The organism is Brucella pituitosa, from assembly GCF_965577835.1.
Lineage (GTDB): Bacteria > Pseudomonadota > Alphaproteobacteria > Rhizobiales > Rhizobiaceae > Brucella > Brucella pituitosa.
Genome location: NZ_OZ264092.1, coordinates 229,747 through 253,536, shown reverse-complemented (window position 1 = coordinate 253,536; position 23,790 = coordinate 229,747). Strand labels below are relative to the sequence as shown.

The window sequence follows — 23,790 nt, the reverse complement described above, 5'->3', positions numbered from 1 at the left end:
TGCTTACAGTATCGGGTGATCCTTGAATTAAATAAAAAGGCCGATGGTTCAACATCGGCCTTTTTTCAGATGCCAGGACTGGAGGGAACTGGCGATCTCAGGAAACTCAAAACGGAACTTAATGCGATCTGAGCTTACGCATGGTGCTCAGATTAAAAGCGGCGGGACGTACGCGTTGGCGCTTCGCTTCGTTCTCTTCCAGAAGCAATACAATCGCCGATGCAGCCATCGCTACCATCATGGATAATGCCAGAAGAAATATCATCATCGCGGTATCCTTTCGTTATAGATACGCTTGAGAAGCGAAAAGGTTGCACCAAACTTGCGCCTATCCTGGTAAATCGGTTGTGAACTTGTCGTGAAATCGTTGTTCATATTGCATTCATCTGTTTTCTTGGTTTCTGATTTCTTTCCAATTGTGGTTGTTGTTGAAAATCTGACGAGAAAAGGCTAGCTGGAAGAAATGACGATCGCGATTTATGCTGGCTCCTTCGACCCGGTGACCAATGGCCATATAGATGTGCTGAAAGGTGCGCTGCGCCTTGCGGACAGGGTTATTGTCGCCATTGGTGTGCATCCGGGCAAAAAACCACTGTTTAGTTTTGAGGAACGCGTCGAGCTTATCGGTGCGAGCGCCAAGCCTATTCTGGGTGAGGATGCCAATCGACTATCTGTGATCTCCTTCGACAATCTGGTGATCGATGCCGCACGTAAACATGGCGCGCAGCTCATGGTTCGTGGATTACGCGACGGCACCGATCTCGATTATGAGATGCAGATGGCTGGCATGAATGGCACAATGGCACCGGAACTCCAGACTGTTTTTCTGCCTGCCGATCCAGCCGTGCGCACGATTACTGCCACATTGGTTCGTCAGATTGCCTCTATGGGAGGCGACATAAAGCCCTTCGTTCCAGTCGCGGTAGCCACAGCACTGGAAGCAAAATTCAAATCCTGATTCAGGGAGTTTCTCGATTATGTCATTCATCCGTTCGGCTTTCGCCGCAACTGCTATTGTTGCGCTTTCTCAAGGTGCGGCCTTTGCTGCCGACACCCTCAATCTGCAGCTCAAAGATGGCAATGTCGCTATTGAGCTGAGCCCAAATCTTGCGCCAAAGCATGTCGCACAGATTGAAAAGCTGGTGAAGGAAGGCGCTTACGATGGCGTTGCATTCCACCGTGTTATTCCTGGTTTCATGGCTCAGACCGGTGATGTGAAGTTCGGTAACGTCGACAAGGGCTTCAATGCATCGCGCGTTGGCACCGGTGGTTCTGAACTGCCGAACATTCCGGCTGAATTCTCAAAGGAACCATTTGTGCGTGGCACGGTTGGTATGGCGCGCAGCCAGGACCCGAATTCCGCCAACTCGCAGTTCTTCATCATGTTCAACGAAGGTTCATTCCTGAACGGCCAGTACACTGTTGTTGGCAAGGTTGTCAGTGGTATGGACGTGGTTGATAAGATCAAAAAGGGTAGTGAATCCGACAATGGTTCGGTAGAAAATCCTGACAAGATCATCAAGGCCACGATCGATAAGAAATAAGTTTTAGAGCGCTTTTCGATCTGATTGAAAGTGATCGGCGCTCTAAATATCTGTTTTAACGCGCATCTTATCCGAAAACCGTTTCATACTTTTCGGGATGCGCTCTAAATTCAACACGTATCCCTGTCCCAAAAAATGATTCAAGCATTTGGGCAAACTTTTGAGGATACGCTCAATAGGAGAGGCCCGATGGCTTACAAAGACCCGGAAAACACACTCGTTCTTGAAACCACCAAGGGCAATGTTGTTCTCGAACTTTACCCTGATCTAGCTCCTGGCCATGTCGAGCGCATCAAGGAACTGGCACGCGAAGGCGCTTATGACGGCGTTGTGTTCCATCGCGTTATCGACGGTTTCATGGCTCAGACCGGCGATGTTAAGTTCGGCAAGACCGGCGGCGCACATTTCAATGGCTCGCGCGCTGGCATGGGCGGTTCGGACAAGCCTGATCTGAAGGCTGAATTCTCGAACACCCAGCATAAGCGCGGTACTGCGTCGATGGCTCGTTCGCAGAACCCGAATTCGGCTAACTCGCAGTTCTTCATTTGCTTCACCGATGCTCCATGGCTTGATCGTCAGTACACCGTCTGGGGTCAGGTCATTGAAGGCATGGACAATGTCGACAAGATCAAGCGCGGCGAACCTGTTACTGATCCGGACACGATTGTAACTGCACGTATCGCTGCCGACATCTAATTCTGTCGTTACTATAGAAATACAGCGGCTCCGGTTTTGCCGGGGCCGCTCTTGCTTTGATGCATTTCCGGTCGTGACATTCCGACGGAAGTGCTCTGATGAGGTTTATGATGCGTGTTGATCTTTTCGATTTCGATTTGCCGGAAGAGAGCATTGCTCTGCGTCCAGCCGAGCCGCGCGACCACGCCAAGCTTTTGCGTGTGCGTCCCGGTCAGCCATTCGAAGATCGACAGGTGTTTGAGCTGCCTGATCTGTTGCAGCCGGGCGATGCGCTCGTTTTCAATGATACAAAAGTCATTCCCGCGCAGCTTGAAGGTATGCGCGAGCGCGATGGCAATATTTCGCAGGTCAGTGCGACACTTCACATGCGTACCGGCCCTGATCGCTGGAAAGCATTCCTGCGTCCTGCCAAGCGCGTGAAGGAAGGCGACCGCATCCGTTTTGGCCATTCAGGTTCAAGCTGCTTCATGGGCGCGCTCGATGCAACCGTTGCCGAGAAGGGTGACGCGGGTGAGGTGCTGCTGGTTTTCGACCTTTCGGGTGCTATGCTTGACGAAGCGATTGCCGCCGTCGGCCATATTCCTTTGCCGCCTTATATTGCATCCAAGCGCGCTGAGGATGAGCGCGACCGCAGCGACTATCAAACTGTTTATGCGCGGGAAGAAGGTGCTGTTGCTGCACCAACTGCCGGACTGCATTTCACGCCTGATCTTCTCAAAAAAATCCGCGAACGCGGTATCGAAGAGCATTTCGTGACGCTGCATGTCGGTGCGGGCACATTTCTGCCGGTAAAAGCCGACGACACGGTGGACCATAAGATGCATTCCGAGATCGGCTATGTTTCGCAAGAGACGGCGGATGCGCTCAATGCTGTTCATGCGCGTGGCGGTCGAGTGATCTGTGTTGGTACGACATCACTGCGCCTGATCGAGAGTGCTGCCGGTGAAGATAGCATCATTCGCCCGTGGGCAGGCCCGACCGATATTTTCATCACGCCGGGCTACAAATTCCGTGCAGTCGATCTGCTGATGACCAATTTCCATCTGCCGCGCTCGACACTTTTCATGCTGGTTTCGGCCTTCAGCGGTTTCGACACAATGCAGGAAGCATATAAGCGCGCAATTGAGACGGGCTACCGCTTCTATTCCTACGGCGATGCAAGCTTGCTTGAACGAGCTTGAGATATTAGAGACACGGCATGACCAGCGAAAATTTTGAATTCAAAGTGCTTGCGCGTGATGGCGCAGCGCGTCAGGGCGAGATCTCCATGCCGCGCGGCGTGGTGCGGACGCCTGCCTTCATGCCGGTTGGCACAGCCGGAACCGTCAAGGCTATGTATATGGATCAGGTAAAGGAGCTGGGGGCTGATATCATCCTCGGCAATACCTATCATCTGATGCTGCGCCCGGGTGCCGAACGCGTGGCGCGTCTCGGTGGTTTGCACGAGTTTGGTGGCTGGAAAGGCCCGATCCTGACCGATTCCGGCGGCTTTCAGGTCATGTCGCTCGCACAGTTGCGCAAGCTTAATGAAAACGGCGTGACGTTCCGTTCACATATCGACGGCAAGCCTTATGAAATGACGCCTGAGCGCTCCATCGAAATTCAGGGGCTGCTCGATAGCGATATTCAGATGCAGCTCGATGAGTGCGTGGCGCTGCCATCGCCTGAAAAGAACACCGAACGCGCCATGGAATTGTCGTTGCGCTGGGCAGAACGCTGCAAGGTGGCGTTCGGCACACAGGCTGGGAAGGCGATGTTTGGCATCGTGCAGGGCGGTGACAATGCGCGCCTGCGTGAGCGCTCGGCTGAAGCGCTCAAAGCCATGGACCTCAAAGGCTATTCCGTTGGTGGTCTGGCCGTTGGTGAACCGCAGAACGTCATGCTTGACATGCTCGAAGTGGTTTGCCCAATACTGCCTACAGAAAAGCCACGCTATCTGATGGGCGTTGGTACACCTGATGACATCCTGAAATCGGTTGCCCGCGGTATCGACATGTTCGATTGCGTGATGCCGACGCGTGCCGGTCGTCATGGTCTCGCATTCACGCGCTTTGGCAAGGTGAATCTGCGCAATGCGCGTCATGCCGATGATCATCGTCCGCTTGATCCAGAATCAAACTGCCCGGCGACGCGTGATTACAGCCGCGCCTATCTGCATCATCTGGTCAAATCGGGTGAAGCACTGGGCGGAATGCTGCTGACATGGAACAATCTGGCCTATTACCAATATCTGATGCAGGGCATTCGCGCGGCAATCGCCGAAGGGCGCTTTGAAGATTTTGCCGCTGAAACGACAGCCGGATGGGAGAGGGGCGACATTCCAGCCCTGTAACTTCATCTTCGTTACAAACAAAACGCGCCATTTATGGCGCGTTTTTTGTATCAATTATCGGTCGCAGATGGGGTTAACCAGCTTCCAATAGCTTCTCGAGCCGACAGATAACCGAGTGACGCTCTTCATCACTGACGATATCACAATCGAGCAAACGTCCACATTCCAGACCTGTAAGCGCCAGATAGGTAATCAAAACAAGATTATCGTCGGTCGCATCTTTCAGCATCCTGTCCAGCAAGGCTCTGTGATAATGCCTGACCGGGATCATAAAATCAGGGTTTTCGACCAGTGCAGCCAGAATTCCGCTGGCTGGCGGTTCATCGTCTGCCTGAACGCGATAAACATCAAAAAAAGCACGCGCAACACGGTTTTTATCACCGCTTTGAAGGTTCTCCTGAACATTCATCGCCCGGTCATGCTCTTTCATATACTCTTCGACAACACCTTCAAGCAGCTTTGCTTTCGTTGGAAACGAATAAAGCAATCCTCCTTTTGAGAGGCCTGCGCGGGCCGCCACTGCATCAAGCGATATATGTGCGGGTCCAACTTCTTGAGCGAGTTCAACGGCTGCGCGCAATATGCGCTCTCGCGAAGAGACCTTATTCTTTGTGTGCAATTCCTTGGGTCTCCTGACAGTTCCATAGTTGACAATACCGTCCAGACGGTACAGTTATTTTCATCTGATATTCAAGTAAAATACGTGCGACCAAATTGTGAGGAACATAAAGGAAGCACGCCAACGACGCCCTGGAGTGCATCCGCAATGATCAAACGCCTTATTCTGGCAATAATTTTCCTCGTGATCGTCGTGGGGGGGCTTGTTGGATTTAACCTGTTCAGAACGCAGGCGATTAAAGATTTCTTCGCCAATATGCAGCAGCCTGCCAAGACGGTTTCAACTGTTACATTGGAGCCGGGCGTATGGACGCCCGGTATTGAAGCTATCGGTTCTGCGAACGCGACCAATGGTGTTGATCTCACCGTTCAGGTCAATGGCATCGTTGATAAAATCAACTTCAAGGCCAATCAGGAAGTGAAGCAGGGCGACATTCTGCTTGAACTGGAAAACAGCATTGAGACTGCCGATCTGGTGGCCGCCAAGGCCGAAGCAGTTCTTGCAGATCAGAACCTGAAGCGTGCTGAAACACTGCGCGCGCGCGGTGTTGGTGCAGTTTCTGATGTCGATACAACCGCTGCTGCGGCAAGTGCCAAACAGGCGACTGTTGCGAGAATGCAGGCCGTACTTGATCAGAAGACTGTTACTGCTCCCTTTGATGGCATTATCGGTATTTCGAAAGTCGATCTTGGCCAGTATCTGACGCCCGGTACCGTAATCGGCACCTTGCAGGAAATTGACAAGATGCGGATTGATTTCACTGTGCCGGAGCAATCCCTGACGTCGCTCAAACTCGGCCAGGTTGTGAAGGTCGGTCCAAGCGCAGATAAACTCAATTACAATGGAACGATTGTTGGTATTGATCCGAAGATCGACCCATCAAGCCGCCTGGTTTCGGTCCGTGCAGAGGTTCAGAACGATGAGCCGCGCCTGGTCCCTGGCCAGTTCGTTCAGGTCCGCATTGAGCTTCCGCAGGAAGACAATGTTCTTGCGCTGCCTCAGACTGCAATCGTGACCAGCCTTTATGGCGATTATGCCTATGCTGTTCGTCCGCAACAGCCGAAGGAAGGCGAAAAGGCTCCCGAAGGGCAAGCTGAAAAGCTTGTCGCTCAGCAGGTCTTTGTCAAACTCGGTCGTCGTTATGGCGGCGTTGTAGAAATTACCGATGGTCTGAAGGCGGGCGATATCGTGATCAGTGCAGGTCAGAACCGGCTTTCGCCAGGAGCTGCTGTTACGATCGACAACACAGTCAATCCGCTCCCTGCGGCTGACAAGTAATAGGCGAGCAAGATGAGCTTTTCCGATATCTTCATCCGGCGACCCGTACTTGCTACCGTGGTCGCTCTCATGATTATTCTTCTCGGGCTTCAGGGGATTGCGCAGCTTAGTGTGCGTGAATACCCAAAGGTCGATGAAACCGTTATTACCGTTACTACGGCTTATGCGGGCGCGAGTGCTGAGCTCATTCAGGGCTTTATCACATCACCGATCGCTGAATCTGTAGCGACCACTGAAAACATTGACTACGTCACGTCGTCCAGCCGTCCATCATCAAGCACGGTGACGGTTCAGATGAAACTTGGTGCAAATCCGGATGCGGCACTCACCGAAGTGATTGCTAAGGTCAATCAGGTTCGTGGCAATCTGCCAACTGAATCGGATGATCCGGTTATCGTCAAGGGAACGGGCCAGAGTTTCGCTACCATGTATCTGGCAGCGCAAAACCCGAATATGACCAGCGAACAGATCACGGAATATCTGGAGCGGGTTATTCAGCCTCGTATGTCCACTATCCAGGGCGTCGCAAAGGCCGAAATTCTCGGTGGCCAGGTCTATTCGATGCGTGTTTGGATTGATCCGATCCAGTTGGCTGCACGCGAAATTACGGCGCCTGAAGTTCTGGCCGCTATCAATGCTTCGAACTTCCTGTCTGCGCCCGGCACAACCAAGAACCAGTATGTGTCGTCTTCGATTACGCTGGAATCGACCCTGCAGACACCTGAAGCCTTCGGCGCGATGCCGATCAAGACTTCCGGCGATGAAGTCGTACGTCTGCGCGACGTTGCAAAAATCGAACTGGCTGCAAAGAGCACGGATACGATTGTTGCGTTCAATGGTTCAGCCGGCACGTTTCTTGGCGTTTATCCGACGCCTGCTGCAAACCCGATCGATATGGCGAATGCCGTTCGCAAGGAGTTACCGTCGATCCAGGCGTCGCTGCCTGAAGGCATGACGCTTGATCTCGTTTATGACGCGACCGAGCAGATCAGCTCTTCGATCAAGGAAGTGTTCTCGACCATCGGCGAAGCTGTGGCCATTGTTATTCTGGTCATCATCGTCTTCCTGGGTTCGTTCCGCTCGGTTCTTATTCCAATCGTAACGATCCCGATTTCGCTGATCGGCGTGTGCTTCTTCCTTTATATCTTCGGCTTCTCGATCAATCTTCTATCGCTGCTTGCGATGGTTCTGGCGATTGGTCTGGTGGTCGACGACGCTATCGTGGTGCTGGAGAATATTCACCGTCATATCGAAGAAGGATTGCGTCCGATGGATGCCGCCTTCAAAGGTATGAAGGAAATCACCGGCTCGATTATCGCTATGACGATCACGCTGGCAGCGGTGTTTGCGCCTCTCGGATTTACCGGCGGCTTGACCGGTTCGCTGTTCCGCGAGTTTGCTTTCACACTGGCAGGCGCGGTTATCATCTCCGGTGTAGCGGCATTGACGATTTCGCCGATGATGTGCGCGCGTATGCTCAAACATGGCGAAGCATCGCGGTTCCAGAAGTTCATCGACAGCACCTTCTCGAGATTCGAGAAGTGGTATCATCGCATGGTGTCGGGGTCGCTTAATTATCGCCCGATCACACTGATGATTGTTATTGCTCTGGTCGGTCTTACAGGCTTCTTGTTTGTGAACACATCGACCGAACTGGCACCTGAAGAAGATTCCGGTGCACTGTTCTCGATGTTCCAGGCTCCGCAATATGCGACTTCTGCATACACCAATCTCTATGCCGAGCAGATCGATGGTCTGACCAAGGATCTTCCAGAACTGGACACACGTTTCCAGATCGTTGGTATGGACGGCGGTACGAATTCAGGTATTGCGCTTTGGGTGTTGAAGGACTGGTCTGAGCGCACGCGTTCGCAGAAGGAAATCCAGCAGGATTTGACCGGCCGTCTGAGCAAGGTTGCCGGTGTTGAAGCCTTTATCTTCGCACCACCTTCCCTGCCGGGGACGGGCGGCGGTCTGCCGATCTCGATTGCACTTCAGTCGACAGGTCCTTCGGATCAGGTTTTCGAACTTGCTGAGGAAATCAAGAACGAAGCACAGGCAACTGGCCAGTTCATCATCGTTCAGAACTCTATGTCCTATAATGCGCCGCAGACTACGATCACAATCGACCGCGATCGTGCTGCAACGCTTGGCGTGCAGGTCAGTGATATTGGCTCGACACTTGGTCTTCTGACCGGTGGTGCAAAGATTGCCCAGTTTGACCGCGATTCAAACAGCTACGACATCATCAGTCAGGTGCCGGACATCTATCGTTCCAATCCCGAAAAGCTTGGCGATTTCTATGTTCGCAGTGTTTCGGGTTCGATGGTTCCTCTGTCGTCGGTGATCCAGATCAAGACGAATGCTTCGCCTGCGGCGATTGAGCAGTTCAATCAGCTCAACTCGGCTACGATTTCCGCTCTGCCTATGCCAAGTGTCACAACAGGTCAGGGCCTGCAGACACTCGTCAATCTGGCGCAGCAGAAGATGCCGGAAGGCTTCTTCCTCGACTATTCCGGTCAGTCGCGTCTGGAAGTCGAGCAGGGTAACACGATTATGATCGCCTTCGGCCTCGCCGTCATTGTGATCTATCTCGTGCTGGCGGCGCAGTTTGAAAGCTTCCGTGATCCATTCATCATCATGATGTCGGTTCCGCTTTCGATCTTCGGTGCTATCGTTCCGCTTAATCTGGGTTTGGGTACACTGAATATCTACACGCAGGTGGGCATGATCACACTTGTGGGACTGATAACCAAGCACGGCATTCTGATGGTGGAATTCGCCAATCAGCAACGCCGTCTGCATGGTCATTCGCGTCGTGAAGCCATCATCATCGCCGCAGAAACCCGTCTGCGACCGATTCTGATGACGACGGCTGCTATGGCGCTTGGTGTTGTTCCGCTGATCATCGCAAGTGGCGCGGGTGCGGCGGCTCGTTACTCGATGGGTCTGGTGATCTTCACCGGTATCACCGTCGGTACGGTCTTCACGCTTTTCGTGGTGCCGATGTTCTACACATTCATTGCAAAGAAAGACGTGGAAGGCGAGTTCGTGCCAGAGCAGGAAGAGGGCGGTCAGCCAGCTCCGGCTCAACATCATTGAAACTTGTCCATCACTGAAACTTGTATTGAATAATCAGATTAAGGGCGGCCACATGTGGGCCGCCCTTTTTGTTGGCATGAAGTTGCATCCCAACCGTTCCACACCATATGAGCAAGCATGATACCTTTATCCGTACTCGATCTTTCACCCGTCCCTGAAGGCAGCGATGCAGGACAGTCTCTGCGCAATACGCTCGAACTGGCCCAGCAGGCCGAAAAACTGGGCTTTACGCGCTATTGGCTGGCCGAGCATCACAACATGCCGGGTATTGCCAGTGCTGCAACTTCGGTAGTTATCGGCCATGTGGCGGCGGGCACGTCCACAATTCGCGTTGGGGCAGGTGGAATCATGCTGCCCAACCATTCACCGCTGGTGATCGCCGAACAGTTTGGCACGCTGGCATCGCTGTTTCCGGGTCGTATCGATCTGGGCCTTGGTCGTGCGCCGGGCACCGATCAGCTGACGGCGCATGCGCTGCGCCGCAATCTGGAAAGCAGCGCCAATGATTTTCCGCGCGATGTTGTGGAGCTTCTCAATTATTTCAAGCCGGCCGATCCCGCACAGCGCGTACAGGCCGTGCCGGGCGCAGGGCTGAATGTTCCTGTCTGGATTCTCGGCTCAAGCCTGTTTGGCGCGCAACTGGCTGCGATGCTGGGTCTGCCTTATGGCTTCGCCTCGCATTTTGCGCCAGCTGACATGGAACGCGCCGTAGACCTTTATCGCGAACGTTTTGAGCCGTCCGAATATCTGCAAAAGCCTTATGTGATGCTGGGACTCAACGTCATTGCAGCCGATACGGATGAAGAAGCACATCATCTGTTTACGTCACAATTGCAGGCATTTGTGAACTTGCGCAGTGGTCGTCCGGGCAAGTTGCCTGCGCCTGTTGTGGGTTATCAGGAGCAGCTTGATCCGTCCGCGCAGGCACTCGTTCGCCAGATGCTGTCATGCCGTGTCGTGGGTGGCCCTGAAACCGTCGACAAGGGCATTCGCGAGTTTGCCGAACGCACCGGCGCTGATGAATTGATGGTGACGGGCATGATCTATGACCATCAGAAGCGTCTTCGTTCCTATGAGATCGTCAGCAACTCGATGGCGTGAGGATCAAATTCGCGATTGACTTCCGTCAGAAGCCAGTCGCGAAAAGCTTTGACCGCAGGCGTGTTTGCACGCGCCTGCGGTGTTACAAAGTAATAGCTGCTCGGGCTTTTGACTGTGTGCTGATAGGCCACGACAAGCTGCCCGCTTTCAATTTCGGCACTGATCAGAAACAGCGGCATCAGTGCAATCCCAAGACCTGCGATACAAGCCTGCGAAACATTTGAGAACTGCTCGAAGCGCATTCCGGCTGCTACCGGCGCCGCAATTTCGAGGCTTTTGAACCAGTGGCTCCATGCGCCGGGGCGTGATGCCATGTTGAAAAGTGGCAGGCGCAACAGGTCTGCCGGCTCGGTGATCGCGTGCTGTTTCAGAAAAGCCGGGCTGCACACAGGCGCAACCGTTTCCTCCATCAGAAATGTGCAGTCTGCATTGGACCAGTCCGGTTGGCCAATATGGATTGCCGCATCAAGGCCCTCGCGTTCAAAGTCGAACTGGCCAATGCGCGTGGCAAAATTCAGAATAATATCAGGATATTGTGCGACAAAACGCGGGATTCTCGGGATCAGCCAGCGGGTGCCAAAGGTCGGAAGAAATGCGAGATTGAGCGTTGTGCCCCTCATGTGTGACATGACCTGCAACGATGCCGCGCGTATGGAGGCAAGGGCAGGGGCGATAGCATTCAGATAGGCACGCCCGGCATCGGTCAGCAAAACGTGGCGGCTGGTACGATCAAACAGAGCGGCACCAAGCTGTTCTTCCAGTGTTGCGATTTGACGGCTGACCGCACCTTGCGTCAGAGAGAGTTCTTCTGCTGCGCTCGAAAAACTCTCATGCCGCGCCACTGCATCAAAGGCAGCAAGCGCGCTTGTCGAAGGAAGCAAGCGTCTCGATAGCGATGTCATGATCTATTACTAAATGGAATAGATCGATGAGTAAACGTAAATTGCATAACTAGGCTTGTCACGTCATATTCGGGCACCTGAATTTGAGGAGATTGTTCATGTCGCGTGCCGTATTTAACTGGGAAGATCCGTTTCTGCTTGATGAGCAACTGACCGAAGACGAACGGATGATCCGCGACTCGGCGCAGGCTTTCGCGAGCGATGTTCTGCTGCCACGCATTGAAAAAGCCTATCTTGACGAGACGACTGACCCTGATCTGTTTCGCCTGATGGGGCAGGCTGGTCTTCTCGGCGTAACGCTGCCTGAAGAATATGGCGCGGCGAATGCCGGTTATGTTTCTTATGGTCTGGTGGCGCGCGAAGTCGAGCGTATCGATTCTGGCTACCGCTCTATGATGAGCGTTCAGTCTTCGCTCGTGATGTATCCGATTTATGCTTACGGCTCAGACGAGCAGCGCAAGAAATATCTGCCCGGTCTGGTTTCCGGCGAGTTGATTGGTTGCTTCGGTCTCACCGAACCGGATGCCGGTTCCGATCCCGCAGGTATGAAAACCCGTGCTGACAAGATCGATGGCGGCTATCGCATCAGCGGTTCCAAAATGTGGATTTCCAATTCACCGATTGCTGACGTTTTCGTAGTCTGGGCCAAGTCGACAGCGCATGACAATGCGATCCGTGGCTTTGTGCTCGAAAAGGGCATGAAGGGGCTTTCTGCACCCAAGATTGGCGGAAAGCTTTCGTTGCGTGCTTCGATCACCGGCGAAATCGTCATGGATGGCGTGGAAGTATCGGAAGACGCATTGTTGCCGAATGTATCGGGCCTCAAGGGTCCGTTCGGCTGTCTCAACCGTGCACGCTACGGCATTTCATGGGGCGTGCTGGGTGCGGCAGAGGATTGCTGGTTCCGCGCACGTCAGTATGGTCTGGATCGCAAGCAGTTCGACAAGCCTCTGGCTGGCACGCAGCTTTATCAGAAGAAGCTTGCCGATATGCAGACCGAAATTACGCTTGGCTTGCAAGCTTCTCTGCGCGTTGGCCGTTTGTTTGACGAAGGCAAGATGGCGCCCGAAATGATTTCTATCGTCAAGCGTAACAATTGCGGTAAGGCACTCGATATTGCACGTCAGGCCCGCGATATGCACGGCGGCAACGGTATTCAGATCGAATATCATGTCATGCGCCACTCGCAGAACCTCGAGACAGTCAACACCTATGAGGGTACGCATGATGTTCATGCGCTGATCCTCGGACGTGCGCAGACCGGCATTCAGGCCTTTTTCTGATCGCAATTCGATCGTTCGGAGAGGTTTTGAGAAATGCAAAATACACCGCTTGCGGGTCTGAAAGTCATTGAACTGGCCCGCATTCTGGCGGGCCCATGGGTCGGGCAGACGCTGTCCGACCTTGGCGCTGATGTTATCAAGGTCGAAAGCCCTGAAGGTGACGATACCCGCACATGGGGTCCGCCATTTATCGAGGTTGAAGGCGAAAAGTCGGCAGCTTATTTCCACGCCTGCAATCGTGGCAAGCAATCGATCATTGCCGATTTTCGCACTGATGAGGGGCGGGCACTTGTGCGCAAGCTCGTTGCCGATGCGGATGTGGTGATTGAGAATTTCAAGCTCGGCGGTCTTGATAAATATGGTCTCGACTATGAAAGCCTGAAAGCGATCAATCCACGGCTGATCTATTGCTCTATCACGGGGTTCGGCCACACCGGGCCTTACGCAGAACGTGCGGGTTATGATTTCATGATCCAGGGTATGGGTGGCATCATGGACCTGACCGGCGAGCCGGACGGGCAACCGCAGAAGATTGGTGTGGCTTTCGCTGACATTTTCACCGGGCTTTACAGCGTCATCGCTATTCAGTCGGCTCTCATCATGCGTGAGCGCACGGGCAAGGGGCAGCATATCGATATGGCGTTGTTTGATTGCATGTCGGCGGTTCTTGCCAATCAGGCGATGAATTATCTGGCGTCGGGTGTTTCTCCCAAGCGGATGGGCAACGCGCATCCCAATATCGCGCCTTATCAGACGCTGCCTGTATCGGACGGTTATTTCATTATCGCCTGCGGCAATGACGGGCAGTTTGCAAAGCTGACGGCTTTGCTGGGAATCGGTGAAATCGCAGGTGATTCTCGCTTCCTCACCAATTCGTCGCGCGTCGCCAATCGAGACGCACTCACGGCAATGCTTGAAGAGCGCACGAAGCAATGGTTGCGAGATGATCTTCTGGCAGCGCTTGCCAAAACAGGCGTACCCGCCGGACCGATCAATACAGTTGAAGATGTGTTTGCCGATCCTCAATTCATCGCGCGCAATATGAGAATCGACCCCGATGGCGTGCCGGGCCTGCGAACGCCAATCCGATTCTCGGATGCCGAACTGAAACTCGACAGACGTTCGCCGAAACTGGGCGAGCATAGCAACGACGTATAGCTTATCTTCCAAAATGCAAAAACCCCGCTTTTGGCGGGGTTTTTCTTTAGGCTTATCAAGATAATCCGCTGCTGCCGAAAAGGCGCGATCAAATTGTCTCTGAAAGAAAATGGTGCGGTCGAGAAGACTCGAACTTCCACGGGTTGCCCCACAGCGACCTCAACGCTGCGCGTCTACCAATTCCGCCACGACCGCACTGTGTGGTAGAAGCTGAACACTGTCAGCGAGAGGGCATTTAGCAAATCGGTTTCGACTACACAAGGCCATTCTTGCAGTTCAACACAATTGAATGGAATTATTTTATGCCAGGCTTAAATATCTGATTTTAAAAAGCAAAAAAGCTCCGCTTCATCTGGTGTTAAGCCAGATCTCAGAGCTGTGTCTTAATAGAAATTATAACTCTTGGGAGAGAATGGTGCGGTCGAGAAGACTCGAACTTCCACGGGTTGCCCCACAGCGACCTCAACGCTGCGCGTCTACCAATTCCGCCACGACCGCACGTGGTAGAGCTGAACAATGTCAGCGAGGAGGCATCTAGCAAATCGATCCGACAGGCACAAGCCCGTTCTTGTGCTTCTGCCAATCTTTTTCAAAAAAGAGTGGGTAAAAGTCGTAATACTGCAATTTAAAGCACTTAAAGCTTCAATTTTCCTAGCTTTTTCGTGTCAGGATGGAAGCCATTTTTGGGGTGTCAGCGCTGATCTATGCGAATTTGCCATAGATCATGACGAATCTGCCGCGTCTATCAACCGCTTATGCCCTGAAGTCTTTTGATGTCTTCCAGCCGCTTTACCGTTTCCGCATAACCAATGTCGATAGCCTCGGAGGCGCGGTGGAAGTCGGCTAGCCCGATTTGTCCGACAGTTGGCATCAGGGAAACATCCGGCGGATCGCCAGCCATACGGGCGCGCGAAATTCGGTCCTGAATGATGTTGAAGGCCTCCATCATGACACCGGTGATGCCGAGGCGGCTTTCCTTCTCACCATGAATCGTTTCAGCAAAACCTTCCTGACGCGACTGTGCGTGTTTGATGACTGCCGCACGACCGAACTGGTCGTAATGCAGGTTTACCGCCAGAACGAGGCGTTGTTCGTAGGCACGGCACACCGAGACAGGAACCGGATTGACCAGCGCACCATCGACCAGAACGCGCTCCTGCCATCGCACCGGCTCGAAGACACCCGGCAGAGCATAGGATGCCCGCATGGCTTCAACGAGCGGACCAGTAGAGAGCCAGATTTCATGGCCCGTGCGCAATTCGGTGCAAACCGCGACGAATGGGCGATCCAGATCCTCAAGGCGCAAGCCGTCGAGATGCTCACGCATACGCCCGTCGAGCTTCATGCCGCCGAACAGGCCGCTGCCGCGAAATGTGATGTCGAGAAGATTGAACATGCGGCGCCGTGTCAGGCTGCGAGCAAATTCTTCGAGCTGGTCGAGCTTACCTGCCAGATAGCAGCCGCCGACAAGAGCGCCGATTGAGGTGCCGGCAATCATTTCAATTTCGATGCCCGCTTCATCGAGTGCGCGTAGAACGCCGATATGGGCCCAGCCGCGTGCAGCTCCGCCGCCCAAGGCGAGTGCAATGCGACGTGGTTCATGCCGCACCTGCGGCAGATCGATGATTTCTTCTTCTGGCTTCAAGGGTTGCGTATTGGCTGCCTTGCGCCTTTGACCCCATGCGAGCATATCGACCAAGCACCTCTTGTTTCGGGGGAGTGTATCAAAACACTGTATCGAAACAATAAATGCTGCAAATTGAAGGCGCGAGAGAAAATCGCGCCATCACATCGATTTGAGGGAGTTCACAGATCGTGAGAAAAATTAGTGATTGTGGTCGCAGGAGCCATTCAGCGACAGACTGACCTGACCATCAACAGATTGAACCTGTCGGTAAAAACACGAGCGGCGACCTGTGTGGCAAGTGGGACCATCACCAGCAACGCTGACTTTCAGCCAAAGCGCATCCTGATCGCAATCGGTACGCAATTCGATCACGCTTTGCAGATTGCCAGAGGTTTCGCCCTTTTTCCAAAGCCTATTGCGGGAGCGCGACCAATAATGCGCGATCCCGGTTTCAAGCGTCAGGCGCAACGCTTCCTCGTTCATATGGGCGACCATCAGCAACTCACCATCACGCGCGTCTGTTACGACAGCAGTGATAAGACCAGATGAATCGAAGCGCGGCATGAAAACCGCGCCTTCTTCAATCGCCTTCTTGTCGGAAGGCTGGGCAGGAAAAATGCTCATTGTTGCGCCTGATTATATGTCTTACTTGCGAATAAGGCTCATGAAACGAACCTGTTCGTTCACTTCTTCCTTAAAAGTGCCGGTAAAGGTTGTCGTGATTGTGCTTGAGCCCTGTTTGCGAATGCCGCGCATCGCCATGCACATATGTTCTGCATCAATCATGACTGCTACACCGCGAGGCTTCAGAATACGCTGAATGCTTTCAGCGATCTGAGCGGTGATGCTTTCCTGTGTTTGCAGGCGACGGGCAAAAATATCGACGACGCGAGCAATCTTCGACAGACCGAGCACTTTGCCATCCGGCAAATAGGCAACATGTGCCTTGCCGATGATCGGCACCATATGATGCTCACAATGCGAGAAGAAGGAGATGTCCTTCACAAGCACCATATCATCATAGCCGGAGACTTCCTCAAAAGTGGTGCCAAGAACATCCTTAGGACTTTCGGCATAACCGCCGAAAAGCTCACTATAGGATTTAGCAACGCGCTGTGGCGTGTCCAGCAGACCTTCACGGTCGGGATTGTCTCCCGCCCAGCGAAGAAGTGTGCGCACAGCAGCTTCTGCTTCGGCCTGCGTTGGCTTTGGCAAATCTGCGGTCAAATTGGATTCGTCATCGATTTTAAGGATGCGAGCGTCCATCAGTATTCTCCAGTAGTCTCCTTCAAGGAGGAGACGAGTTAAACGGACAATACAACGATGCGCTTTACGAGCGTGCGATGTATTGATCCGGCAACACCTAGCTGCCGGACGGATAATCGTGCGGCTGCTCATAACCATGTGATAATCTGTCCATGGCGCAGTCACGACTTGCCTATTATATAGACAGGAAAATGCAACTTCAAACCGTACCCGGGCGATAAATTTACGTTTTTATCCGGTAAGACGGAAGGTTTGTCCAAATGATCGACGATGTTTACAACAAACGTATCCTTGAATTTGCAGGGAATATCGAACGGATAGGGCGGATTGCTAACCCTGATGCGGTCGCAACTGTTCACTCAAAATTGTGCGGGTCGACTGTCACCGTTTATCTAAAGATGGCTGATGGAGTAGTTACGGATTTCGCACATGAGATAAAGGCTTGCGCATTGGGGCAGGCGTCGTCATCGGTTATGGCGCGAAATGTGATCGGTTGCTCTTCAGAAGAGCTAAGGGCTGCACGTGATGCGATGTATAAGATGCTCAAAGAAAATGGCCCTGCACCAGAAGGTCGCTTTGAGGATCTGAAATATTTCGAACCGGTGCGTGAATACAGAGCACGCCATGCATCGACGCTTTTGACTTTTGACGCAGTCGTCGACTGCATTCGCCAGATCGAAGAAAAGGTGCAGGCCGCCTGATATGTGCAGTTGCGGGAAAGATCATCCGGGTGAAGCAACAACAGTCAAGAAGCGCCATACCCGCAATTTCACTGATCCGTGGCGGAAAACGCCGGGCAGGGTACTCGGCACGAGCTTGATAAGGCTTTATCAGCTCACCCTTTCCTCATTTATCGGCAATTCCTGCCGCCATATGCCAACCTGTTCAGAATATACCTACGAATCTGTAGCCCGTTACGGATTGTGGAACGGTAGCTGGATGGGGCTTTTCCGGATCATGCGCTGTGGCCCCATGGGGACTCACGGTTTCGATCCCGTGCCCAGGGAATTATCAGGCTATTATCGCTGGTATTTGCCTTGGCGGTACTGGCGGGTGTCGTCACCCACAGGCTAACTATTTGTTTTTTAAAGATTGATACAAATATGTTAATTTATTGTCCGCTGATTAGAATTCGTTAATGATAAATCTGTTTTATCGGGAAAAGGAAATCAGGTCGGCCCGGCGTCTTTATCGCGCCGCAATTCGGCTTCATTTGCATCGTGTTTTCTTTTCTTGTGAGCCAATATGCATAAATCGTTGTCCCGCACCTCCCAGCTGATTGCCGGTGTTGCGCTTGGTGCCAGTATCTTCTGCGCAACCAACGCCATGGCGAATGTTTCGTGGGTGGTTTTTGATGCCGATACCGGCGTTGTTCTGGGACAGGACGATGCAACTGAACAACACGCTCCTGCGTCATTGGCCAAGATGATGACGCTTTATCTGACGTTCGAAGCTCTCAAGACTGGTAAGTTGCATTGGGATGAAGAAATGCCCATCTCCAGGAATGCAGCTGCAAAAGTTAGAATGAAGCTGTATCTGAAGGCGGGCGAAACGATTTCCGTCCGCGATGCAGTCAACGGCATGGTCATTGTTTCTGCGAATGATGCTGCCACCGTTGTTGGCGAATATCTGGGTGGTTCAGAAGCAAGCTTTGGTCGTCTCATGACGCAGAGAGCTCGAAACCTTGGCATGAAAAGCACTTATTTTGCCAATCCATCGGGCTTGACCGCGAAGATGACCCAGCTGACGACCGCACGCGACATGGCCGTGCTTGGTATGTCGCTGCGTCGCGATTTCCCGCAGGAATATGCGCTGTTTTCCCAGCGTTCGTTTACCTATAAAGGCCGTCCGTTCAATGGCCATAACAACCTGATGTATCGCTATCAGGGTGTTGATGGGATCAAGACCGGCTATACCGATGTTTCGGGCTATAACCTTGTCTCGTCCGCCATCATCAATGACAAGCATCTCGTGGGCGTTGTGCTCGGTGCCGGCTCATCGCGTGAGCGTGACGATCGCATGGCGAAGCTGCTGACCCGCTTTGGCACTGAAGGCACTGGAACGGCAACGGAAGAAGTTGTTGCCGCAGTTCAGACGCCATTGCCGGTTATCTCGCCGCTTAAGCCTCAGAAGCCGAAGGTTGATGCTGTTGCCGATATGATCGATGATTCCAAGATCGAGCAAGGCGATGGTGGCTTTCTGGTAAAATCTGCAATGTCTGCCTGGCGCGTTCAGGTTGGTGTATCTCCATCACGCAAAGGTGCAGATGAATTGCAGGCCAAGTATTTGCCTGTCGTGAGCCGTCTGGTTCCGGGCACGAAGGCTGAGATTTCGACCGCTCCGCGTGGCCGCAAGGTTTATCGTGTTCGTTTCACAGGCTTCAAAGATTCGGAAGCTGCTGAAAAGACATGCACGAAGCTCAAGCAGCAGGGCGTTCCCTGTCTCGCAATCCGCAACTGAGTTCATTTAGAGCGTCGTGCGTCCAAGGGGGCGCACAAAGGCCGCTCTAACAGTTTAAACATGCTGCATAATTTTACCGTAAATCGATTCTGATTTAAGGAATTATGCAGTGGTTTCCAGAACTCTGACAGGCGCCGTGATGCAGTTTGCCACGGCGCTTTTGCTTTACGGACTGGCCAAAAAAGACTAATAGCCAGTCTTCATTCAAAGTTGCAAAAGCAACATATAGGCGGTTCTGCGAACTTAAGCAGGATCGTTTCATGCAAAACCACCCGCAATCGTTGGCGGGACTGGATAAGGAAAATATGATGTCGAATGTTTCCATGCAATTTCCCGATGGCTCGGTGCGCGAATATGATGCCGCCACAACCGGCGCCGAACTTGCAGAATCAATCTCCAAATCACTTGCAAAGAAAGCCGTGGCTTATGCCGTGGATGGTACCGTGCGTGATCTTTCCGATCCGCTGGGTGCTTCCGGCGCCATTGAAATTCTGACCCGCGAAGATCCGCGCTCGCTGGAACTGATCCGTCACGACACGGCTCACGTTTTGGCTGAAGCCGTGCAGGAGCTTTTCCCGGGAACGCAGGTAACGATCGGCCCAGTCATCGAGAATGGCTTCTATTACGACTTCGCGCGTAACGAACCGTTCACGCCAGATGATCTGCCGGTGATCGAAAAGAAGATGCGCGAAATCATTCAGCGCAACAAGCCGTTCACCAAGCAGGTTTGGTCGCGCGAGAAGGCCAAGCAGGTTTTTGCCGATAAGGGCGAAAGCTACAAAGTGGAGCTCGTCGATGCGATCCCTGAAGGTCAGGATCTGAAGATCTACAATCAGGGTGAATGGTTCGATCTCTGCCGTGGTCCACATATGGCGTCCACAGGCCAGATCGGCAATTCCTTCAAGCTGATGAAGGTTGCAGGCGCTTACTGGCGCGGTGATGCCAACAATCCGATGCTGACACGTATCTACGGTACGGCATTTGCCAACGACAATGATCTCAACGCCTATCTTCATATGCTTGAAGAAGCTGAAAAGCGTGATCACCGCCGCCTTGGTCGCGAAATGGATCTGTTCCATTTCCAGGAAGAAGGTCCGGGCGTTGTGTTCTGGCACGCCAAAGGCTGGCGTATGTTCCAGACGCTGGTAGCTTATATGCGTCGTCGTCTCGACAGCCATGGCTATCAGGAGGTCAATGCGCCACAGGTGCTGGACAAGTCTCTTTGGGAGACTTCCGGTCACTGGGGTTGGTATCGCGACAACATGTTCAAGGTCACTGTTGCCGGTGATGATACCGACGATGACCGCGTGTTTGCTTTGAAGCCGATGAACTGCCCGGGCCACGTTCAGATATTTAAGCATGGTCTTAAGTCTTACCGCGATCTGCCTATAAAGCTTGCGGAATTTGGCAATGTGCATCGCTATGAGCCATCGGGTGCGCTGCATGGTCTGATGCGTGTTCGCGGCTTCACACAGGACGACGCGCATGTATTCTGCACTGAAGAGCAGATGGCTTCGGAGTGCTTGCGGATCAATGATCTTATTCTGTCGGTTTATAAGGACTTCGGCTTCAAGGGCATCACGATCAAGCTTTCGACCCGTCCTGAAAAGCGTGTTGGTTCGGATGAATTGTGGGATCGCGCCGAAAGCGTGATGATGACGGTTCTTGAGCAGATCAAGGAACAGTCAGATGACATCAAGACCGGCATTTTGCCGGGCGAAGGTGCCTTCTACGGTCCGAAGTTCGAATATACGCTGAAAGACGCGATCGGTCGCGAATGGCAGTGCGGAACGACACAGGTCGACTTCAACTTGCCGGAACGTTTCGGCGCATTCTACATCGACAGCAACTCGGAAAAGACCCAGCCGGTCATGATCCATCGCGCGATCTGCGGATCGATGGAACGTTTCCTTGGTATTCTGATCGAAAATTTCGCCGGTCATATGCCGCTCTGGTTTGCGCCTATTCAGGTTGTTGTTGCAACAATCACGTCGGAAGCTGATGGTTATGCAGCCGAAGTTGCAGCCAAGCTCAAGGCTGCAGGCCTGCAGGTCGTGACCGACGTTCGTAATGAGAAAATCAATTACAAGGTCCGTGAACATTCTGTTCAGAAGGTTCCGGTCATTCTCGTTTGCGGCATGCGTGAAGCGGAAGAAAAGACGGTCAATATGCGTCGTCTTGGTTCACGTGATCAGGAATCGATGACGCTGGATGAAGCGATTGCCCGTCTGACGGAAGAAGCAACACCACCGGACCTGCTGCGTCTGCGCAATGCATAATAGAAAAAGGCCCGCGAAAGCGGGCCTTTTTTATTTGGAAATTAAGCTCAATCAATCTTGCGCAGCCAGCCCGTCATCAGGCGCTTCGGATTCGCGGTTTGCGACCACTTCCACTTCGCCATTTGCACCAGAGGTCACTTTGAAATCGCGCTGATAGATGCGGTCTTTGTTCTTGGCGACGGCAACATAATCGCCTTCAATCAGAACCATTGACGAGTACGCTCCAGCGCTTTCTCGTACGACGTCGCCAGAAGCATTCAGAATTGACCAGGACGTGTCGGCGAGGGCCTCGCCACCTTTTTCACGCACCAGCTTCAACACGACCTCGGCAGCGCGATGCTGAACGGTTGCTTCAGTCAGCTTGCCTGCCTCCACACGTATATCTGCACGGATGACAGCATTCGCAGTGCCGTAGTTGGAAACCACGTGATAAGTGCCGCTATTCAATCGGATGATTGCATCTGGCTTAACATCCGGAACGATGAGCGAACGGTCGTTGTTATCTTCGTCGGCATAAATGGAGAAGCGAACGAGATCGCTTTTGATCTTACCTTCATCGGGCAGGACAGCGCTAAGCTTCATGCCGCCTGCATCGAGTGTCATCACCTCATGACGACTGGCATTCGTAAGCGTAATGCGTTTGGTTGCACCTGCGCGGCCATATGCAGCGTGCACCAAATAACTGCCTTCTGGCAGATTGAACACTGTACTGCCGCCTTTTGACGAGGCGATGAGTGCCAACTGTCCATCCGGTCCAACCTCTGGTGCAAAGACGCGCCATACAAGGCCGGTCGAAATATCCGGGCCATCCTCATTGAGACGTGCTTTCAGGTCCAGCTCACTCGTTTTGACCAGAGGATTATTCTCGGGGCTTGTCGGGTTTGCATAAGGGCTGAGTGTTGGCAAATTGAGCTTTGGTTCCGGAAAGTTCGGAAGACCAATCGTGCTGTTTGTCTGTACTGCTCCGTTGCTACCCGAGGGATCCGGTATAGCAGGGGCCGGTGCAGGTGGTTCTAGTTGGAAACCCGGTAGTTTGAATCCGCCATCAGAACCGCCTTGCCGACCACCGCCAAAGCCATCACCCATTCCGCCACCCATGCCACCACCGCCGGGACCACCCGGTCCGCCTGGTCCACCGGGGCCCTGTGCGAACGCAGAGGAAGCCATCAGGACAAACGAAAGCGTCGCCACAAATGACTTGCTGCGCGATGATTTTGCACTGCTTGCTCGAAACAGACCCAGTATATCTGACATAAGATGTTTTGAACCCAAGCGGGTGGCGAATTCAAGGCCAAATCGACCGTTGTCATGGCAAATTTATCCATGCGAGTTATACAGCGGCAGAGATTATAGGCTTTACACACAGATAGTGTCGCGCGAGAAGATGCTGCCTCCATTTGGCGCTTGGCCGATCCGATTTTATCAGATTGGCGTCTAAAGCTTTTTATTTGAAGCATAATCTTATCGATCTTTGTTTCACTCTGGTCGGATTATGCTCTAAGTGGAGTCATATATGCAGATTATAGCGATGAGGGATTTCCGTGAAGCATCCGGTATTTGATTTTCTGGCCCAGCGCAGCTCTACGCCTATTTCCGCCATTTCAGAACCGGCACCGCAGGGGGCCGAACTGGACGAATTGCTGAAAGTGGCGGCGCGTGTACCAGATCATGGACGCCTCACTCCGTGGCGCTTCATTCTTTATCGCGGTGATGTTCGTCACAAGGTTGGTGAGTATCTCGCCAAGCGGGCCGAGGAGCGGGAAGGGTCTTTGAACGATAGCCGTAAAGATCAGGAGAAGGCGCGTTTTGCACGTGCTCCATTGGTCATTGGCATTGTTTCGTCACCGGTTGGCCACGAACGCATTCCGGAATGGGAGCAGTTTCTGTCGGCGGGTGCAGTAGCTATGAACCTTTGTATTGCAGCGAACGCGCTCGGTTACGCGACCAACTGGATCACCAACTGGTATTCAGACGATGCGCCAGCGCGTGCGTTCCTTGGTCTGGCGCCTGAAGAGCGTGTTGCTGGTTTCGTACATATCGGGACAGCAGAAAACAAAATGCCCGAGCGTCCGCGCGCCGAAATGGACAAGATCGTTTCCGATTATAACGGGCCGTGGCCGTCATGAGTTATCGCTTTATAAAT

General features: G+C 52.9%; 22 protein-coding genes and 2 tRNA genes. 15 read left to right on the top strand and 9 right to left on the bottom strand.

Annotated features, from left to right (window positions below; translation table 11 throughout):
* Nucleotides 1-118 precede the first annotated feature (118 nt).
* On the bottom strand, nucleotides 119-268 hold the full coding sequence (locus ACSME1_RS01200; protein ID WP_164844637.1) for a hypothetical protein: 150 nt from the start codon (nucleotides 266-268) through the stop codon (nucleotides 119-121).
* A 195-nt stretch (nucleotides 269-463) separates the two neighbouring features.
* Here ACSME1_RS01200 and coaD point away from each other — a divergent pair, with 195 nt between their 5' ends.
* The 5 genes from coaD (at nucleotide 464) to tgt (ending at nucleotide 4,572) form a co-directional block, all read left to right on the top strand.
* Nucleotides 464-958: a pantetheine-phosphate adenylyltransferase gene (gene coaD, locus ACSME1_RS01195; protein WP_105705913.1), complete on the top strand. Its 495-nt coding sequence runs from the start codon at nucleotides 464-466 to the stop codon at nucleotides 956-958.
* Nucleotides 959-977: 19 nt separating this feature from the next.
* On the top strand, nucleotides 978-1,544 hold the full coding sequence (locus ACSME1_RS01190; RefSeq protein ID WP_105705915.1) for a peptidylprolyl isomerase: 567 nt from the start codon (nucleotides 978-980) through the stop codon (nucleotides 1,542-1,544).
* A gap of 189 nt (nucleotides 1,545-1,733) precedes the next feature.
* Complete coding sequence (locus ACSME1_RS01185) at nucleotides 1,734-2,240, top strand: peptidylprolyl isomerase (RefSeq protein WP_024897155.1); 507 nt, start codon at nucleotides 1,734-1,736, stop codon at nucleotides 2,238-2,240.
* A gap of 110 nt (nucleotides 2,241-2,350) precedes the next feature.
* Nucleotides 2,351-3,421, top strand: coding sequence for a tRNA preQ1(34) S-adenosylmethionine ribosyltransferase-isomerase QueA (queA, locus tag ACSME1_RS01180; protein WP_105705917.1), 1,071 nt, complete (start codon nucleotides 2,351-2,353; stop codon nucleotides 3,419-3,421).
* 17 nt (nucleotides 3,422-3,438) lie between these two features.
* Complete coding sequence (gene tgt, locus ACSME1_RS01175; RefSeq protein WP_100558937.1) at nucleotides 3,439-4,572, top strand: tRNA guanosine(34) transglycosylase Tgt; 1,134 nt, start codon at nucleotides 3,439-3,441, stop codon at nucleotides 4,570-4,572.
* Nucleotides 4,573-4,645: 73 nt separating this feature from the next.
* On the opposite strand, the gene ACSME1_RS01170 is transcribed toward tgt, so the two are convergent.
* Entirely contained in the window at nucleotides 4,646-5,191 is a 546-nt protein-coding gene (locus ACSME1_RS01170) for a TetR/AcrR family transcriptional regulator (RefSeq protein WP_024897157.1), read from the bottom strand.
* A 147-nt stretch (nucleotides 5,192-5,338) separates the two neighbouring features.
* Here ACSME1_RS01170 and ACSME1_RS01165 point away from each other — a divergent pair, with 147 nt between their 5' ends.
* The 3 genes from ACSME1_RS01165 (at nucleotide 5,339) to ACSME1_RS01155 (ending at nucleotide 10,672) form a co-directional block, all read left to right on the top strand.
* Complete coding sequence (locus tag ACSME1_RS01165; protein ID WP_024897158.1) at nucleotides 5,339-6,469, top strand: efflux RND transporter periplasmic adaptor subunit; 1,131 nt, start codon at nucleotides 5,339-5,341, stop codon at nucleotides 6,467-6,469.
* A 12-nt stretch (nucleotides 6,470-6,481) separates the two neighbouring features.
* Nucleotides 6,482-9,571, top strand: a complete 3,090-nt coding sequence (locus ACSME1_RS01160) for an efflux RND transporter permease subunit (RefSeq protein ID WP_105705918.1) — start codon at nucleotides 6,482-6,484, stop codon at nucleotides 9,569-9,571.
* Nucleotides 9,572-9,688: 117 nt separating this feature from the next.
* A complete protein-coding gene (locus ACSME1_RS01155) occupies nucleotides 9,689-10,672 on the top strand; it encodes an LLM class flavin-dependent oxidoreductase (RefSeq protein ID WP_024897160.1) in 984 nt (327 codons plus the stop codon).
* On the opposite strand, the gene ACSME1_RS01150 is transcribed toward ACSME1_RS01155, so the two are convergent.
* Nucleotides 10,642-11,574, bottom strand: a complete 933-nt coding sequence (locus ACSME1_RS01150) for a LysR family transcriptional regulator (RefSeq protein ID WP_105705920.1) — start codon at nucleotides 11,572-11,574, stop codon at nucleotides 10,642-10,644. The two genes, ACSME1_RS01155 and ACSME1_RS01150, sit on opposite strands and share 31 nt — an antisense overlap.
* Before the next feature lie 98 nt (nucleotides 11,575-11,672).
* Here ACSME1_RS01150 and ACSME1_RS01145 point away from each other — a divergent pair, with 98 nt between their 5' ends.
* Complete coding sequence (locus ACSME1_RS01145; RefSeq protein WP_024897162.1) at nucleotides 11,673-12,857, top strand: acyl-CoA dehydrogenase; 1,185 nt, start codon at nucleotides 11,673-11,675, stop codon at nucleotides 12,855-12,857.
* Between the two features lie 33 nt (nucleotides 12,858-12,890).
* Nucleotides 12,891-14,015, top strand: a complete 1,125-nt coding sequence (locus ACSME1_RS01140) for a CaiB/BaiF CoA transferase family protein (RefSeq protein WP_105705922.1) — start codon at nucleotides 12,891-12,893, stop codon at nucleotides 14,013-14,015.
* Nucleotides 14,016-14,125: 110 nt separating this feature from the next.
* Here ACSME1_RS01140 and ACSME1_RS01135 read toward each other — a convergent pair.
* The 5 genes from ACSME1_RS01135 to folE all read right to left on the bottom strand — a co-directional run bounded on the left by ACSME1_RS01135 (nucleotide 14,126) and on the right by folE (nucleotide 16,908).
* Nucleotides 14,126-14,210 (bottom strand) — tRNA-Leu (locus tag ACSME1_RS01135).
* 218 nt (nucleotides 14,211-14,428) lie between these two features.
* Nucleotides 14,429-14,513: transfer RNA gene (locus tag ACSME1_RS01130), tRNA-Leu, on the bottom strand.
* Nucleotides 14,514-14,760: 247 nt separating this feature from the next.
* A complete protein-coding gene (locus tag ACSME1_RS01125; RefSeq protein ID WP_024897164.1) occupies nucleotides 14,761-15,705 on the bottom strand; it encodes a patatin-like phospholipase family protein in 945 nt (314 codons plus the stop codon).
* A gap of 135 nt (nucleotides 15,706-15,840) precedes the next feature.
* Complete coding sequence (gene hisI / locus ACSME1_RS01120; protein ID WP_024897165.1) at nucleotides 15,841-16,266, bottom strand: phosphoribosyl-AMP cyclohydrolase; 426 nt, start codon at nucleotides 16,264-16,266, stop codon at nucleotides 15,841-15,843.
* 21 nt (nucleotides 16,267-16,287) lie between these two features.
* Nucleotides 16,288-16,908, bottom strand: coding sequence for a GTP cyclohydrolase I FolE (folE, locus tag ACSME1_RS01115; protein WP_024897166.1), 621 nt, complete (start codon nucleotides 16,906-16,908; stop codon nucleotides 16,288-16,290).
* Nucleotides 16,909-17,168: 260 nt separating this feature from the next.
* On the opposite strand from folE, the gene ACSME1_RS01110 reads away from it, so the two are divergent.
* From ACSME1_RS01110 to thrS, 4 genes are all read left to right on the top strand, one after another.
* Nucleotides 17,169-17,609 carry an iron-sulfur cluster assembly scaffold protein gene (locus tag ACSME1_RS01110; protein ID WP_024897167.1) on the top strand — a complete coding sequence of 147 codons (441 nt, stop codon included), beginning with the start codon at nucleotides 17,169-17,171 and terminating at the stop codon, nucleotides 17,607-17,609.
* Between the two features lies 1 nt (nucleotide 17,610).
* Nucleotides 17,611-17,982, top strand: coding sequence for a membrane protein insertion efficiency factor YidD (yidD, locus tag ACSME1_RS01105; RefSeq protein ID WP_084486780.1), 372 nt, complete (start codon nucleotides 17,611-17,613; stop codon nucleotides 17,980-17,982).
* A 171-nt stretch (nucleotides 17,983-18,153) separates the two neighbouring features.
* Nucleotides 18,154-19,368, top strand: coding sequence for a D-alanyl-D-alanine carboxypeptidase (locus ACSME1_RS01100; protein ID WP_100558953.1), 1,215 nt, complete (start codon nucleotides 18,154-18,156; stop codon nucleotides 19,366-19,368).
* A 305-nt stretch (nucleotides 19,369-19,673) separates the two neighbouring features.
* Nucleotides 19,674-21,647, top strand: a complete 1,974-nt coding sequence (thrS, locus tag ACSME1_RS01095; RefSeq protein WP_105706063.1) for a threonine--tRNA ligase — start codon at nucleotides 19,674-19,676, stop codon at nucleotides 21,645-21,647.
* Nucleotides 21,648-21,698: 51 nt separating this feature from the next.
* Here the strand turns inward: thrS and ACSME1_RS01090 are convergent, their stop codons facing one another.
* The gene (locus tag ACSME1_RS01090; protein WP_435654958.1) at nucleotides 21,699-22,637 is read right to left on the bottom strand and encodes a hypothetical protein; all 939 of its coding nucleotides are present in this window, start codon (nucleotides 22,635-22,637) and stop codon (nucleotides 21,699-21,701) included.
* A 551-nt stretch (nucleotides 22,638-23,188) separates the two neighbouring features.
* Between ACSME1_RS01090 and ACSME1_RS01085 the strand changes: the two genes are divergently transcribed.
* A complete protein-coding gene (locus ACSME1_RS01085) occupies nucleotides 23,189-23,773 on the top strand; it encodes a nitroreductase family protein (RefSeq protein WP_435654931.1) in 585 nt (194 codons plus the stop codon).
* Nucleotides 23,774-23,790: the final 17 nt, after the last annotated feature.